Genomic DNA, 15,035 nt, shown 5'->3' with positions numbered 1-15,035 from the left:
TTTCCGAAGTATCCAGCTGAATATTGGCTTTGCCGGTGCGCTCACGTCGCTCGCTGCGTTCAACACGCAGGGCTTTGAGGGCGCGAACACGGCCTTCGTTACGGGTGCGGCGCGCTTTGATGCCCTGGCGGATCCACACTTCTTCCTGGGCCAGGCGCTTGTCGAACAGGGCGTTGGCGGTTTCTTCGGCGGCCAGTTGCTGTTCTTTGTGCTCAAGAAAGCTGGCGTAGTCGCCGTTCCAGTCGATCAAGCCGCCACGGTCCAGTTCCAGAATGCGTGTAGCCAGGTTCTGCAAGAAAGAGCGGTCGTGGGTAATAAACAGCACGGCACCTTGGAAATCTTTCAGCGCATCTTCTAGCCAGGCAATCGCACCGATATCCAAGTGGTTGGTCGGCTCGTCGAGCAGCAGCAAATCAGGCTCGGAAACCAGCGCCTGGGCCAGCAACACCCGGCGACGCCAGCCACCGGACAGCTCGGCCAGGGTTTTGTCGGCCGGCAGTTGCAGGCGGCTCAGGGTGCTGTCGACCAATTGCTGCAAGCGCCAGCCGTCTTTGGCTTCGAGGTCTTGCTGCACATGCATCAGCTTGTTGAGGTCTTCGTCGGTAACGATGTTCTGGCTAAGGTGGTGGTACTCGGCGAGCAAGGCGCCGACGCCATCGAGGCCTTCAGCGACCACGTCAAACACGGTACGGCCATCGGCTACCGGCAATTCTTGCGGCAGCTCGCCGATTTTCAGACCGGGCGCGCGCCATACCGAACCGTCGTCACCCAGGCGGTCGCCCTTGACCAGGCGCAGCAGGCTGGATTTACCCGTACCGTTGCGGCCAATGATGCACACCCGCTCGCCACGGGCGATCTGCCAGGAAATCTTGTCCAGCAGCGGCATTGCGCCATAGGCCAGGGAAACATCGGTGAACTTCAGCAGCATGGTCGCCTCGAGGGAGTAGCTTCGGCCTACGCGAGCCTGGAAATACGCCGCGCGACAGCCGTTAAAAATCTCTTTACCGAGCGCTTTTCGCATCGGCAAAACTGGGCGCGCATTCTACCGACTTGCGCCCTTGGCCGGGTGGGGTTTTTTTGATCCCTGTGATCAGTGGAAGCGCTTAAGCCCGTACGCTGGTGATCTGGTCGGGCGTGCTGCGGGCACCAGGCAGTTTGCGCGTTTACCCCAGGGTGTGCGCGGCACACCCTACTCCACCAAGCCCATCCCCCGGTTATTAGCGCTTTCGCTTTCTCCAGCGCCCGGCAAAAGGCTAAGCTACCGACCTTTAGCGCTAAGCCAACACTTGGCGTCTTTTTAGAATTTCAGCTCGGAAGTGTCATGCGCGGTCGTCTGCTCTGCCTGTTGTCCTGCCTGCTCCTCTCCTCCGTTTCCCTCGAAGCCACTGCGGCCGCCAGCCTGACGCAGCAGCGGCAGTTTTACGATGAGGCTAAACGTGCGCTCGCCAAAGGTGACAGCGGCCCGTACCGCACGTACGCCAACGCCCTGGCCGATTACCCGCTGGAGCCTTACCTGGCTTATGACGAGCTGACTGCTCGGCTAAAAACCGCCAGCAATGCCGAGATCGAGAAATTTCTGGCCGAACATGGCGACCTTCCACAAGCCAATTGGATGAAGCTGCGCTGGTTGCGCTGGCTGGCCGAGCGCGGCGATTGGAAGCCGTTCGTTAAGTACTACGACCCGAAAATGAATTTCACCGAGTTGGACTGCCTTAACGGCCAGCACCAGCTGATTTCCGGGCAAACCGCCGAAGGTTATGCCAGCGCGGAAAAACTCTGGTTGGTGGGCAAGTCCCAGCCGGACGCCTGCGAGCCGCTGTTCACCATGTGGGCTAACGCTGGCCAGATGCCGGAAACCATGGTGTGGAAGCGTTTGAAGCTGGCCGTACAAGCGCGCAATTACAGCCTGGCGACCCACCTGACCGCGTCTTTGCCGACTCTGAGCAACCAGGCCAAGCTGATGATTGACGTGGCGCAGAAGCCGACCATGCTGAGCAACACCGCGCGCTTTATGCCGCCCAGCCAGACCATGGCCGATATCGTCAGCCTCGGCCTGCGCCGCCTGGCTAAGGACGATCCGGAAAAAGCCATCAGCCTGCTGAACGACTACACCCCCCGTCTGCCGTTTTCGGTGGAGGAAAAAGTCGCCATCGCCCGCGAAATCGGCCTGACCCTGGCGAAACGCTTTGATGATCGCGCCCTGCCGATCATGACCCAGTACGACCCGGAGCTACGCGACAACACCGTAACCGAATGGCGCGCGCGCCTGCTGCTGCGCCTGGGCCGTTGGAGCGAAGCCAACCAACTGATCCGTCGTATGCCCGCCGACCTGGCCAGCACCAATCGCTGGCGCTACTGGCAAGCTCGCAGCCAGCAACTGGCCGAGCCCAATAACCAAGGCGCGGCCCTGCTGCTGTATCAGCCGGTTTCCAAAGAACGCGATTTCTACGGTTTTATGGCCGCGGACCAGCTGAAGACCCCGTATCAGCTAACCAACAAGCCATTGCTGCTGAACGCCCAGTTGATGCAGAAAGTGCGCAACACCCCGGGCATTCGCCGCGCCTTGGAATTCCACGACCGTGGCCAGATTGTTGATGGGCGCCGCGAGTGGTACCACGTTAGCCGCTTGTTCAGTCGGGATGAATTGGTCGCCCAAGCGCGGCTTGCCTACGACAAAAAGTGGTACTTCCCAGCTATTCGCACCATCAGCCAAGCCCAGTACTGGGACGACCTGGACGTGCGCTTCCCCATGGCCCACCGCGACACCCTGGTGCGTGAAGCCAAGGTACGCGGCCTGCATTCAAGCTGGGTGTTTGCCATTACCCGCCAGGAAAGCGCCTTTATGGACGACGCGCGCTCCGGCGTCGGCGCCAGTGGCTTGATGCAACTGATGCCCGGCACCGCCAAGGAAACCGCACGCAAATTCAGCATTCCATTCGCCCCACAACAACTGTTGGACCCGGACAAGAATGTGCAGCTGGGTGCGGCGTACCTGAGCCAGGTGCACGGCCAGTTCAACGGCAACCGCGTGCTGGCCTCGGCCGCCTATAACGCTGGGCCGGGGCGTGTACGCCAGTGGCTAAAAGGTTCGAACCACCTGGCCTACGACGTGTGGGTAGAGACCATTCCATTCGACGAAACCCGCCAGTACGTGCAAAACGTGCTGTCTTACGCGGTGATCTACGGCTTTAAGCTCAATGCTCCGCAACCGTTGGTGGATTGGCATGAGCGGTTTTTTGATGATCAGTGAGTGGGTAACTCTGCGGGGTCGAAATCAGCGCACCTGAGTCCCCGCCTGCGCGGGGACGACGAGACGGCGATAGGCAGGCGCCCCCGCGTCATTTCCGCGAAGGCGGGAACCCAGGTACGCAAGCGTCCCTGAAGACGTGCAAGACGCGTTACTCCAACACCTCCACTTCCATCCCCACTTCCAATTCCCCTACCCCTTGGTTAATCAGGTTCTGCCCGAAATACACCTCGCCTTCACGCTCGCGGTAGGTTTTTAGGGTAGCCAAGGGTTCGCGGTCCGGGCTGCGTTCGCCGGTTTGCGGGTCAATGGTGGTCAGGATGCAGCGGGTGCAGCCTTTGGCGACGCGAAACTCCACACCACCGATGCGGATACGCTTCCAGCTGTCTTCGGCGTACGGTTCACTGCCCTCCACCACCAGGTTCGGGCGAAAACGCAGCATTTCCAGCGGGCGGCCTACGCGCTTGGACAAGTCATCTAGCGACGCCTGGCCAATCAATAGCAGCGGAAACCCATCGGCAAACCCGACTTTCTCGTCCGGGCTGAGGCTACCCGGAATATCCCGCGCCCGCTCCAGCGGCACATGCACCAGCCGGCAGGCCTTACCCAGAAAGCGGCTCAGCCACTCTGCCGCCTCATCACCAGCATCTGGCACATACATATTGTCGCTCCAGATAAAGGCGCCACGCATTTCGGCGTCCGGGCCTGGCACGGGCACATCCAGCGCCTCAAAGCCGTCGGCGTTGAGTGTCAGGCCGCCCTGGGCATTCCATAGCGCCGAGAGCTGCGACATATGCGCCATTGCCCGCTGCGTGAAGAACCGCCCGTTACTGGCATCCACCAACATCCAGCGACGATCGCCGAGCATGCCCAGGCTGTCGAGCTGCGCACGCGGCAAGCTCTCGCCAATCGCGGATTTCATGGGGAAACGGTAGAGAGAAGAGAGTCGCAGCATGCCCGGCGTCCTGGTCAACAGATAACAAAGGACCGTTATACGGAATTGCCGGGTAGGCACTCAAGCAGTTCTAAAGGCGGAGTCCAAGGTTGGGTGGGGTATGCGCACCATCCGCCATCGCCTGGATATTCTGGGTCCCCGCCTTCGCGGGGACGACGCAGTGCTCTATTAAAGAACACGTCTTCCCCGCGCAGGCGGGGATCCAGAGTTTTGTAAGAACTTGATCGGGGGCGCGCGCCCAAATGAGATCGGTCGATTACTCGTCGAGCATCAAGCGTTCACGAATCACATCAACCAGTTTGTCGGGCTGGAATTTGGAGAGGAAGTTGTCGCAGCCAACCTTCTTCACCATCGCCTCGTTAAAGCTGCCCGACAGCGAGGTATGCAGCACCACGTAGAGGTCTTTCAGGCGTGGGTCGTTGCGGATTTCGGTGGTCAGGCGGTAGCCGTCCATCTCGGGCATTTCAGCATCGGTAAAAATCATCAGCAGCTTGTCGGTCATGACATGACCTTCGTCCGCCCATTTCTTCAGCTGGTTGAGGCCTTTCAAGCCGTCGGTGGCTACGTGCAATTTAAGGCCGAGCTGGGACAGGGTGTCGCGCAATTGGGCCAACGCCACGCTGGAGTCGTCGACCAACAACACTTCACGGCCACGGGCCTTTTCCAGCACCGGGTCAGTCAGACGATCACCGGAAATAGTGGCGTTGTACGGCACAATTTCGGCCAGCACTTTTTCCACGTCGATGATTTCCACCAACTGCTCTTCCACCTTGGTGATCGCCGTCAGGTAGTGCTGACGGCCAGCGCCACCGGGCGGCGGCAGGATGGAATCCCAATTGAGGTTAAGAATGCGATCAACGCCACCAACCAAAAACGCCTGAACCGAACGGTTGTATTCGGTGACGATAATGGTGCTTTTTTCATTCGGCACAATCGGGCGCATGCCGATGGCTTGGGACAGGTCGATAACCGGGAGGGTTTGGCCGCGAAGACTGACCACACCGCAGACAAAGGGGTGGCGATGGGGCATCAGGGTCAGCTTAGGCATCTGCAGGACTTCCTGCACCTTAAACACGTTGATCGCGAAGAGCTGCCGGCCCGCCAGGCGGAACATCAAAATTTCCAGGCGGTTCTCACCTACCAGCTGTGTGCGTTGGTCCACTGAGTCGAGAATGCCGGCCATGCTGTGCTCCTGTCGTGTCTATCGAGTCTAGCTAATGCTTGCAACCTTATCGGCAGACGATAGAACAACTGAAAAAATGCGCTGAAAATGAAGTGCCATCATGCCGTGCCATCACGGCGGGCACAATCGCCGGCTGCGACGCTCGTAGGGTGTGCTGTGCGCACCAGCGATTGACGGCTAACCGCCATGTTGCGCACAGCACACCCTACATGGGTCGAGCCCAAGCGTTTGGGCAGTCTGCACCGGCTTTTTTCAGGCGTCCATGCCTAACAAAGGCGAGCCCGGCGGCAGGTGCACGCGCAATGCTGCGGGCCGGGCGTTGAAGCGCAGGGCTTTGCTTTCCAGCGGTTCACCGTCGAGGTTGAGATCCAGGCCTTCCGGCGCCTCAATTTCGATCCACGGTAGGCGCGCTTTGATCGACACGCTTTCCAGGCCAAGAATGCCGCCAGACAGCAACGTGCCCAAGGTGCCGACCACATCCTGCGGCGCTGGAACAATGCAGATATCCAGCAGCCCATCATTTACGCAGGCCTGCGGACACAGCACATGCCCGCCACCAGCCTGGCGACCGTTGCCAATGCCTAGGGCGAGAAAGTCGCCTTCCCAGGAAAAGTCCGGCCCACTAAAACGGCCAAACGCGGCATGCACATCAGAGAAGCGGGTAAGCCCGGTGAGGAAGTAAGCGGCCCCGCCGAGCACACGCTTAAGGTCTTCTGAGGTGTTAGCGGTGATTTTTGAGCCGAAACCGCCGGTGGCCATATTCAAGAACAGTTGGCCGTCCACTTCGCCCAAATCAATCGGCAGCGCTGGCGCGTCGAGCAGCGCCAGGGCTTCCAGCGGTACCAGCGGCACCCCAGCGGCATGGGCGAAGTCGTTAGCGGTGCCTAGTGGCAGCAAGGCCAGGCTGGCGTCGGCCTCAGCCAGGGCCATGGCCTCGGCGACATCACGCAAGGTGCCGTCGCCACCACCGGCAATAATGGTCCGGTAACCGGCGGCCAACGCTTCGTTTACCAGGCGCTGGGCGTCGCCGCCTTCCCAGGTCACGCGCACCGCCAGTTCCCAGCCGTCATCACGGCGCGTTTGCACCGCAGCGCGCACCTCTTCGTTGAGGGCTTGTTTGCCGTGCAGAATCAGTAGGGCTTTGCGCTCGGTCATCACTAAATCCTTTAGTCGCTGGAGCAACCCTAGCAGCGGCGACAAGGTGTGAGGCCGCTAGGCAGGGTAGCCGGTTATTTTGCGAATACTTTGGTACAGCGGTTTGAGCTGCTTATACATGCGTTGGTACACCTCGCGGTACAAGCGTTCATAGATTTGTTGTGCCGGCGTGTTGGGCTCGAATACCTGGCCGACGCGGGTCATGGCAGCGATGGCGCTGGGAAAGTCTGCATGCAGCCCCAGGCCGACCGCGCAATCAATCGCCGCGCCCAACCCTGAGGTTTCATAAACATGCGGTCGCTCAGCCGGCAGGCCAAAAATATCCGCCGTCAGTTGCATCGCCGCATCACTTTGCGAACCGCCACCGGATACCCGCAGCCGGGTGATTTTGCTACCCGAGCGCTTTTCAATCTGCTCTTTACCCTGGCGCAAGGCGTAGGCCAGGCCTTCAAGAATGGCGCGGTAGATATGTGCGCGGGTATGCACATCGCCAAAGCCGATAATCGAGCCCTTGGCCTCCAGCCCCGGCTCACGAATGCCGGGGGTCCAGTAGGGTTGCAGCATCAAGCCCATGGAGCCAGCCGGCACGCTGTTCACCAGCTCATCAAACAACGCCTCCGGCTCCACCCCCAGCTCCTTGGCACGCTGCATCTCGCGCAGACCGAACTCTTGCTTAAACCAGCTGACCATCCAGAAGCCTCGATAAATCATCACCTCGGTGTTGTAGTGATCCGGAATCGCGGCGGGAAATGGCGGAATCAGTGGCACGGTTTCCAAGTAGGTGCTGCGGGTGGTGTTGATAGTGGCGGTGGTGCCGTAGGACAAACACGCCGTACTCGGCTCCACCCCGCCCGCTCCCAACACCTCACAGGCCTTGTCGGCGCCGGCGGCAATCAACGGCAAGCCCTCGGGAATGCCGGTATGGCGGCTGGCCTCGGCGCTGATTGCGCCCAGGTGCTCACCGGGTTTGACCAGTTCGGGCAATTGGTCCGGACGCACCGGCATGGCTTGCCATTTCCAGTCGCGGCGCGCGGCCCATTTCAGGCGTTTGTAATCAAAGGGTAGATAGCCAACGCAGCAGGCCACCGAATCAACAAAACGCCCGCACAACCGGTGGGTAAGAAAGCCCGAGAGCAGCAGCACTTTGTCGGTCTTGGCCCACAGCTCCGGCTGCTCCTGCGCCAGCCAGTTGACCTCGGCCTGGGCGCGAAAGTAATCCACCGTTGCCTCTTCGCGGATCAGTTTGAACAACCAACCCCAGGGCCCTTTGATTTTGTCGCGAATCTCGGCACGGCGTTGATCGAGCCAGAGAATCGCCGGGCGCAGCGGCTTGCCCGCCGCGTCCACGGTAATAATGGTGCCGCGCTGGGTGGTCAGCGCTACGCCTTTGATCAGGCGTTTGTCGATATCCACCTGCTGCCAGAGCAATTCACAGGCTTGGCCCAGGCTTTTCCAGTAGTACTCAGGGTCTTGCTCAGCCCAGCCCGGTTGTTGGGAATAGTAGGCCTGCAGATCGACCTTACCCTTGCCGAGCAGATTGCCCTGCAAGTCGAACAGCAAGGCGCGTACGCTTTGGGTGCCGTTATCGATGGCCAGCAGGTAACTTTTTTCGCTCATGGCATTGGCCTTTTTATTGTTGTGCTGGCGTGGCGGGCAGGCTGTAGCAGCGTTGCCAGAGCGCCAGGTAATGCTGCTGTTCTTGCTGCCAGCGCTCGTCGCTCCAGGCCAGACGCGCCTGACATAACTCGCGAATGCGCGGCAGATAGGCGCTGGCGCCATTAGGTAGAAGTAGGCCCACGCGGGTACGGCGCAGCAGCAAGTCATCCAGATGCAGCACCAGCTCGTGTTCAGCGGCAAAGGCCAGTTCGGCCCACAACGTATCGGTGGCACCCAGGCAGTCGGTACCCAGCTCATCGAGCAGCGGCAGCAGCAAGGGTAATTGCCCGCCGTAGCGGCCAGCCAGGCGCCGCTGCTGGTTAGCGCCAAGGCCCGCAATGTCGGCCGTCGGCAGTGGGCGAAATACCGCGCTGCCGCTGTCGCTGAGGGTTTTGCCCAGCATCGGCGCGCAGGCGTTGAGCACTTCCAAGGCCAATAAACGAAAGGTGGTCAGCTTGCCGCCGGCCAGGGTGACGCTGCCGGGTTCAGTCCATAGCACGTGCTCACGCTTTTCGTCGGAGGGCTTGGTGCCCGCTGTGTTGCTCGCCACCACCGGGCGCACGCCGGCCCAGGTGGATAGCACGTCGCTGGCGCTGATCTGCGCCTGGGGAAACTGCTGCGCGCAGGCGCTAAGCAGGTACGTCACTTCATCGGCGCTGATGCGCGCTTCGAGGTCGATATCGTCGCCATGGTCGAGGTCGGTGGTGCCGATCACCGTGGCGCCTTCCCAGGGAAAAACAAACACCGGGCGACGATCGCTGGCGTGCATAAAGCTAAAGGCATGGGCCAGCGGCAAACGCCAGGCCGGCAGCAGCAGATGGCTGCCACGTAGCGGGCGGATATGTTCGCCGCCTTGCGGTTTACGTAGGCGATCAGCCCAGGCACCAGTCGCTTGGGCGACCACACCAGCATTGAATTGCAGGCGTTGGCCGGTCTCGACATTCTCGGCGACTAAGCCAGTAACGCGGCCATCGGCGCGGGTAAGTTGCACCACTTTAACCCCGTTGAGCGCTTCGCCGCCGTCGGCGCGCGCCTCGCCCAGCACGCGCATAACCAGGCGGGCATCGTCGGTAACCGCATCAAAAAAGCGCGTACCACCGAGTAAGTCCTGCGCCTTCAAACCTGGCGCCAGATAATCCAGCGACAGCTTGGGGTAAAACGTGTGGTTACGTTTGCCGGCCAGGGCGTCGTACACCCGCAGCAGCGTGCCGAATACCTTAGGGCCGGGAAATTGCCCCTGGTAGTGCGGCATAACAAAGCTCAGCGGATCAACCAAGCCCGGCGCTTCGGCCAGCAGGCGCTGGCGTTCATGCACCGAATCGCGGGTCAGGGCGAACTGGCCTTTGGCGATATAACGCAGGCCGCCATGCACCATCTTTGAAGAACGACTGGACGTGCCCCAGGCGAAATCACGCTGTTCAATCAGCAGACAACGCCAGCCACGGCGCGCCGCCTCACGCAAGATGCCGGCGCCGCTAATGCCGCCGCCGACCACGATCAGATCCCAGTCACGGGAAGCCAATTCGGCTAAGGACTTTTCCCGCCAAGCCGCGTTCCAGGTAGTCATACGCGCCGCACCGCTGCAAACGCCGACCTCGCCCTGGTGCGCACAGCACACCCTACGGTCATGGCAGGAGTACGCCGGGGTTTAGGCGTTGGTCGGGGTCGAAGTGCTTGGCTAATGACTGCAAAGCGGCCATGCCCAATTCGCCCTTTTCCACCGCCAGGTACGGCGCATGGTCACGGCCCACGCCATGCTGATGGCTGATGGTGCCGCGGTTATTCACCACGGTGCTGCTGGCCAGGTGTTTGAGTTTCTGCCAGCGCGCGTGGGTGGTGGCGTAGTCGGGGCCGGGGCGGAATACGTAGGTGGTGTAGATGCTTGAGCCTTGGCCATAGACGTGGGACAGGTGGGTAAATACATGCACCCGCTCGCCCTCTTCGCTCAGGCCTTGGCGCAAGCTGGCTTCGATTTTGTTCAGCAGGTTGTCGACGTTACTCCAGTCGGTCGCGGTTTCCAGGGTGTCGACGGCATAGCCGGCTTGCCACAGGCCTTCACGCAGATACGGAAAACGAAAGCGCCCTTCTGCCCATTTTTTCCCCAGCAAGGTGCCGGTAAACACGCCGCCGAAGCTTTTCAGCAGTGCCTTGACCTGCTTGAGCGACAGCGCGTTCTGCGCGCGATTGCCGGTGACGCCAAAGGTCAGCATGCACTTGCCCGCCTTGGCGCCGCGCAGGGCCAGGTATTTTTCCAGCCAGGCGATCTGCTCGGGGTGGCCAGCCAGGGCCAGTTGGGTTTCGGTTTCGATGGCGTTGGACAGGCGCAACATCGACAGCGGCACCCGCGCTTGGCCAAGGGTACGAATCGCCTCAAGAGCCTTGGCCCAGGAGGGCAAAAATACCGCGTAGAACTTTTCTTCCGCCGCCAGCTTGGTAACGCGCACCTGCACGCTGGAAATCACCCCGAAACGGCCTTCCGAACCGAGGACGATTTCGCGCAAATCCGGGCCGGCGGCCGAGGCCGGAAAGGTCGGAATCTGCAAGGTGCCAGCGAATGTTTCCAAGGTGCCACCGGCAAAAAGCTGCTCAATGCGCCCATAGCGCAGCGACTGCTGACCGCTGGAACGGCTGGCGACCCAACCGCCCAACGTCGACAGCTCCCAAGACTGGGGAAAGTGGCCAAGGGTGTAACCGCGAGCGCGCAATTGGCTTTCCACTTGCGGGCCATTGGCGCCGGGGCCGAAGGTGGCGATCAGGGCGGTTTCATCCAGCTCAAGCAAACGGCTCATGCGTTCCAGCGACAGGGTCAGCACGGGCTTGTCGCTCGCCTGCGGGTTGATATGGCCGGCCACCGACGTGCCGCCGCCGTAAGGAATCACCAGCACGTCCTGCTCAGCGGCCCACACCAGTAATTCGCGGACTTGTGCGGGGGTTTCCGGGAACGCGACGCCATCGGGAAAGACGTCGAAACGACCTTCGCGCATCGCCAGCCAATCCGGCAGGCTCTGGCCACGGGCGTGGCGCACGCGCGCTTCGGCGTCAGTGCTGATCAAGGCATGCTCGGCCAGGCGCGAGGCTGGCACTTGCGCCAGCACCTGCGCCAGGCTGGCGTCTGGCAGCACCTGGCCAGGGCCGATCAGTTGCCCCAGAAACGCACCACCATGGGCGGGCAATTCCACCACCGTTGCTTCATCACCCCAACCGTTCCAGCGCCGCATGGCTGTCTCCTTGTCTTATTCATCGCCGGTTCCAGACCGACTTATTGGATGCCTATACTAGCGACCCGCCGAGCCTCGTCACTGTCGGATAAGGACAGCCGCGGTGGCAGATCAAGACAGTCCATCAGAATAAGAACAACGCCATGCAAGCACTTGGCTACACCTCCGTTCCCGCGCTGCTCAAATACCTGCGCCATGCCGAACAGCTTGGCATCGACCAGGCCGCCGCCCTCGCTGCCGCCGGCCTGACCGCCAGTGACCTGGACGACAACAGCCGGCGCCTGCCCAGTGAAGCCCATGAAAAGCTGCTGGCGTATTTGCTACGCGAATCAAACGACCCGCTCTTCGGCCTGCACGCCGCGCACTTCACCCAGCCAGGCTCGTGGAGCGTGCTGGGCTATATCACCATGAACTGCGCGACCCTTGGCGAGGCCATGAGCCGCATCGTGCCGTATGAGAAGTTGGTGGGGGATATGGGCGTCAGCCGCCTGGAACCGGCGGGTGATCACCTGCGCCTGATCTGGACTTGCCGCCATGAGCCAGCGGAGATTCGCCGGCATATGGTCGAAAACGTGCTGACCTCTTGGCTGCTCTATGCGCGCTGGATCGCCGATGTGCAGGCTTCGCCGCGCGAGGTGTGGTTTGAGCATCCGCAGCCGGCGGATACCGATATCGCCGAGTACGAGCAGGTATTTGGTTGTGCGGTGAAGTTCGAGCAGCCAGTGAATGCCTTGCTGGTGCCGATGGAATACCTCGCCGTGCCGTTGCGCCAAGCCGACGCCAACCTGCTGCGCACCCTGGAAGAACATGCGCTGACGCTGATGGCCGGTCTGGACGAAGGTGAGCCGCTGCCGCTGCGGGTAAAAAATGCCCTGCGCTTACTACTAAAAGATGGTTTGCCGCGCAAAGAACGGGTGGCGGAAAAGTTTGAAATGACCGTGCGGACGTTGCAGCGACACTTGCAGCAGGCCGGCACCAGCTACCAAGAAATTCTCGACCAACTGCGTCAGGAATTGGCCGAGCATTACCTGACCCGCAGCACCTTGCCGGTGCAGGACATTGCCTACTACCTGGGCTTTACCGAAAGCCGCTCGTTCCACCGCAGCTTTAAGGGCTGGACCGGGATGACGCCAGGGGAGTACCGCGAAGCGCACCGCAAGAACGCGGAAGTGTGACGGCAGGCACCGCGCCATAGTTGCGCATCTGGGTCCCCGCCTGCGCGGGGACGACGGAGTTGTTGGGTGTCTCGCCGTCATCCCCGCGCAGGCGGGGATCCAGGTTTGGCCTATTCGACAGAAGCCGTCGGATCAGTTCAGCACTTCGCTCAGGGGAATGAAATTCACGCTCTCCCCTTCACTCAACGTTCGGCCCTCGGGCACTTCCACTAAGCCTTCTGCCCACGCCGCACTGCGCAGCACCCCGGAGCTTTGGTTGCTGTAGAGCACCGCGCGGCCGTCTTCGATTCGCGCGCGCAGGTATTCGCGGCGCTCGCCGGCAGTACGCCAGGTAAAGCCGGCCGGCACCGGAAAACGCAACGGGGTGACTTCCGCTACGCCCATACGCCGCAGCAGATAAGGCCGCGCCAGCAAGGCGAAGGTCACCAGGGTGGAGGCTGGATTGCCGGGTAAGCCAATCACCGGCACACCGCGAAAGTGCCCGAAGGTCAGCGGCTTGCCGGGCTTGATCGCCAGCTTCCACAACGCCAGTTCGCCCTCTTCGCGCAGGGCGTGACCGAGAAAGTCCGCCTCGCCGACAGAAACGCCGCCGGTGGAAAGAATCAGATCGACGCTGGCAAAGCTGCCCAAGCGTTGCCGGGTGAGTTCGAGGTTGTCCGGCAAAATGCCGCCGTCGAGCACTTCGCAGCCGACCTGACGTAGCCACTGAATCAACAGGGTGCGGTTGCTGTTGTAGATCTGTCCCGGCCCTAACGGCTGGCCCGGTTCGATCAGCTCGTCGCCGGTAGACAACACCGCCACGCGCGGGCGGCGCACTACGGTTAACTCGGCCACCCCCAGGGTCGCGCATAGACCGAGCTTGATCGCGTTCAGGCGTGTGCCCGCGACCAACACGGTTTCACCGACGTGGGTTTCCTGCCCTTGTGGGCGGATGTTCTGCTCAACCTTGATGGCCTGGGTAAAACGCACGCGGCCGTCTTCCAGCACCTCGACGTTTTCCTGCATTTCCACCGCATCGGCGCCGGGCGGAACCGGCGCGCCGGTGAAGATGCGCGCGCAGGTTCCGGCTTGCAGCGGCGCGGGCGCCTGGCCGGCGAAAATTCGCTGGGTAACCACCAGCGGTTCGCCCTGCCAGTCGGCTTGGCGCAGGGCGTAACCGTCCATGGCGCTATTGGGCCACGGCGGCAAATCCAGGCTGGCAACCAAGGGCTCGGCCAGCACGCGGCCATGGCCATCGGCTAAGGCTACTGTTTCAACTTCGCTAATCGGCACGGCTTCGGCCAAGGCCAGCAAGCGCTCCAGCGCCTGCTCCACCGGCAGTAAACCGGGGCGTTTGGCCTCACTCATCCGCGCGTCTCGCAGGGCGCAGCCTGTTTCAGGTGCGGTACGAAATTGCATGGCCGATGACGGTTATCCAACTGCTCGGCGAGGATGCCGTCCCAGCCTGTACGGCAGGCGTTGGTTGAGCCCGGCAGGCAGCACACCAACGTGCCGTTGGCCAGGCCAGCGAGGGCGCGGGATTGAATAGTGGAGGTGCCGATATCGGGCACGGAGATCTGGCGGAACAGCTCGCCAAAGCCGTCGACGTGTTTGTCCAGCAGACAGGCTACGGCTTCCGGGGTGCTGTCGCGGCCGGTAAAGCCGGTGCCGCCGGTGATCAGCACGACTTGCACAGTGTCTTCGGCAATCCAGGTGGCGACCTGGGCGCGGATTTTGTACAGATCGTCTTTTAGCAACACGCGAGCGGCCAGGTTATGGCCGGCAGCGCTCAGGCGATCAACAAACAGCTGGCCGGAGGTATCGGTCTCCAGCGAACGGGTGTCGCTGACGGTCAGCACAGCAATATTCAGGGGCACAAAGGGTGCATCAGCCTTGGTGTTCATAGGCTCAATCCGGTTGTGGGGGAGGCAGGTCGGTGTTTATATCACAGCCCTCGCCTTTATCGCGCTGGGAGCGCCTATGACCGATTCGATCACCCTGCCCGCCTGCTCCATTTTGTTGTTAGCTGGTGGCCGAGGGCAGCGTATGGGCGGCCTAGATAAAGGCCTGATCCCCTTTCATGGCCTACCGCTGATTGCCCATTTGTCTGAGCTGACGCGGCCTTTGACCGATGATTTGATTATTTCCTGCAACCGCAATCAGGAGCGCTATGGGCCGTACGCGGATCAACTGGTCAGCGACGATAGCCCGGATTTTCACGGCCCGTTGGCGGGTATTCGCGCAGGGCTTGCGGTGGCCAAACACGCCTGGTTATTGGTGCTGCCGTGCGATGCGCCGCTGGTGGATTTGCCGTTGTTGCAGGCGATGCGGCGCCTGGCCGAGCACGAGCAAAAACCGCTGATGCTGCGCCGCGGCGCGCAGTGGGAGCCACTGTTCAGCCTGCTGCCAACACGCATTGCCGCTGCGGTGGAATTGGCCTGGCAAGCGGGCAAACGCAGCCCCAGGC

General features: G+C 61.5%; 12 protein-coding genes. 3 read left to right on the top strand and 9 right to left on the bottom strand.

What is annotated here, in order from left to right; all coding sequences use genetic code 11:
* A partial coding sequence (locus AAAB16_RS02455; protein ID WP_340661905.1) for an ATP-binding cassette domain-containing protein occupies positions 1 to 928 on the bottom strand: 928 nt, incomplete at its 3' end.
* A gap of 393 nt (positions 929 to 1,321) precedes the next feature.
* Here AAAB16_RS02455 and AAAB16_RS02450 point away from each other — a divergent pair.
* Positions 1,322 to 3,250, top strand: a complete 1,929-nt coding sequence (locus AAAB16_RS02450; protein ID WP_340661904.1) for a transglycosylase SLT domain-containing protein — start codon at positions 1,322 to 1,324, stop codon at positions 3,248 to 3,250.
* A 148-nt stretch (positions 3,251 to 3,398) separates the two neighbouring features.
* On the opposite strand, the gene AAAB16_RS02445 is transcribed toward AAAB16_RS02450, so the two are convergent.
* The 6 genes from AAAB16_RS02445 to AAAB16_RS02420 form a co-directional block, all read right to left on the bottom strand.
* Positions 3,399 to 4,202, bottom strand: a complete 804-nt coding sequence (locus tag AAAB16_RS02445; RefSeq protein ID WP_340661903.1) for an MOSC domain-containing protein — start codon at positions 4,200 to 4,202, stop codon at positions 3,399 to 3,401.
* A gap of 256 nt (positions 4,203 to 4,458) precedes the next feature.
* Positions 4,459 to 5,385 carry a chemotaxis protein CheV gene (locus tag AAAB16_RS02440; protein ID WP_110614773.1) on the bottom strand — a complete coding sequence of 309 codons (927 nt, stop codon included), beginning with the start codon at positions 5,383 to 5,385 and terminating at the stop codon, positions 4,459 to 4,461.
* A 252-nt stretch (positions 5,386 to 5,637) separates the two neighbouring features.
* Positions 5,638 to 6,540 (bottom strand): lipid kinase YegS, encoded by a 903-nt coding sequence (gene yegS, locus AAAB16_RS02435; RefSeq protein WP_340661902.1) that lies wholly within the window; start codon positions 6,538 to 6,540, stop codon positions 5,638 to 5,640.
* A gap of 57 nt (positions 6,541 to 6,597) precedes the next feature.
* Positions 6,598 to 8,157 (bottom strand): FGGY-family carbohydrate kinase, encoded by a 1,560-nt coding sequence (locus tag AAAB16_RS02430; protein ID WP_340661901.1) that lies wholly within the window; start codon positions 8,155 to 8,157, stop codon positions 6,598 to 6,600.
* Positions 8,158 to 8,170: 13 nt separating this feature from the next.
* The gene (locus AAAB16_RS02425) at positions 8,171 to 9,763 is read right to left on the bottom strand and encodes a glycerol-3-phosphate dehydrogenase/oxidase (protein WP_340661900.1); all 1,593 of its coding nucleotides are present in this window, start codon (positions 9,761 to 9,763) and stop codon (positions 8,171 to 8,173) included.
* A gap of 58 nt (positions 9,764 to 9,821) precedes the next feature.
* Positions 9,822 to 11,414, bottom strand: coding sequence for an FAD-binding oxidoreductase (locus tag AAAB16_RS02420; protein ID WP_340661899.1), 1,593 nt, complete (start codon positions 11,412 to 11,414; stop codon positions 9,822 to 9,824).
* Between the two features lie 143 nt (positions 11,415 to 11,557).
* Here AAAB16_RS02420 and AAAB16_RS02415 point away from each other — a divergent pair, with 143 nt between their 5' ends.
* Positions 11,558 to 12,589 carry an AraC family transcriptional regulator gene (locus AAAB16_RS02415; protein WP_340661898.1) on the top strand — a complete coding sequence of 344 codons (1,032 nt, stop codon included), beginning with the start codon at positions 11,558 to 11,560 and terminating at the stop codon, positions 12,587 to 12,589.
* Between the two features lie 132 nt (positions 12,590 to 12,721).
* On the opposite strand, the gene glp is transcribed toward AAAB16_RS02415, so the two are convergent.
* A complete protein-coding gene (glp, locus tag AAAB16_RS02410; RefSeq protein WP_340661897.1) occupies positions 12,722 to 13,936 on the bottom strand; it encodes a gephyrin-like molybdotransferase Glp in 1,215 nt (404 codons plus the stop codon).
* Positions 13,933 to 14,472: a molybdenum cofactor biosynthesis protein B gene (gene moaB / locus AAAB16_RS02405; RefSeq protein ID WP_340661896.1), complete on the bottom strand. Its 540-nt coding sequence runs from the start codon at positions 14,470 to 14,472 to the stop codon at positions 13,933 to 13,935. Before moaB ends, glp begins: the two co-directional genes overlap by 4 nt.
* Before the next feature lie 76 nt (positions 14,473 to 14,548).
* On the opposite strand from moaB, the gene mobA reads away from it, so the two are divergent.
* Positions 14,549 to 15,035: molybdenum cofactor guanylyltransferase MobA (gene mobA / locus AAAB16_RS02400; RefSeq protein WP_340661895.1), on the top strand; the 487-nt coding region annotated here is incomplete at its 3' end.

This window comes from Pseudomonas sp. (assembly GCF_037994325.1).
GTDB lineage: Bacteria > Pseudomonadota > Gammaproteobacteria > Pseudomonadales > Pseudomonadaceae > Aquipseudomonas.
Note: the sequence above shows the minus strand (reverse complement) of the source record. Positions and strands in the feature narration are given on the sequence as shown.

Bases quoted from the DNA above. Each gene is read 5' to 3' on its own strand.
- AAAB16_RS02425 (WP_340661900.1), bottom strand. From the start codon at position 9,763: ATGACTACCTGGAACGCGGCTTGGCGGGAAAAGTCCTTAGCCGAATTG.
- AAAB16_RS02420 (WP_340661899.1), bottom strand. From the start codon at position 11,414: ATGCGGCGCTGGAACGGTTGGGGTGATGAAGCAACGGTGGTGGAATTG.
- AAAB16_RS02415 (WP_340661898.1), top strand. From the start codon at position 11,558: ATGCAAGCACTTGGCTACACCTCCGTTCCCGCGCTGCTCAAATACCTG.
- moaB (WP_340661896.1), bottom strand. From the start codon at position 14,472: ATGAACACCAAGGCTGATGCACCCTTTGTGCCCCTGAATATTGCTGTG.
- yegS (WP_340661902.1), bottom strand. From the start codon at position 6,540: ATGACCGAGCGCAAAGCCCTACTGATTCTGCACGGCAAACAAGCCCTC.
- glp (WP_340661897.1), bottom strand. From the start codon at position 13,936: ATGAGTGAGGCCAAACGCCCCGGTTTACTGCCGGTGGAGCAGGCGCTG.
- AAAB16_RS02445 (WP_340661903.1), bottom strand. From the start codon at position 4,202: ATGCTGCGACTCTCTTCTCTCTACCGTTTCCCCATGAAATCCGCGATT.
- AAAB16_RS02430 (WP_340661901.1), bottom strand. From the start codon at position 8,157: ATGAGCGAAAAAAGTTACCTGCTGGCCATCGATAACGGCACCCAAAGC.
- AAAB16_RS02440 (WP_110614773.1), bottom strand. From the start codon at position 5,385: ATGGCCGGCATTCTCGACTCAGTGGACCAACGCACACAGCTGGTAGGT.
- AAAB16_RS02450 (WP_340661904.1), top strand. From the start codon at position 1,322: ATGCGCGGTCGTCTGCTCTGCCTGTTGTCCTGCCTGCTCCTCTCCTCC.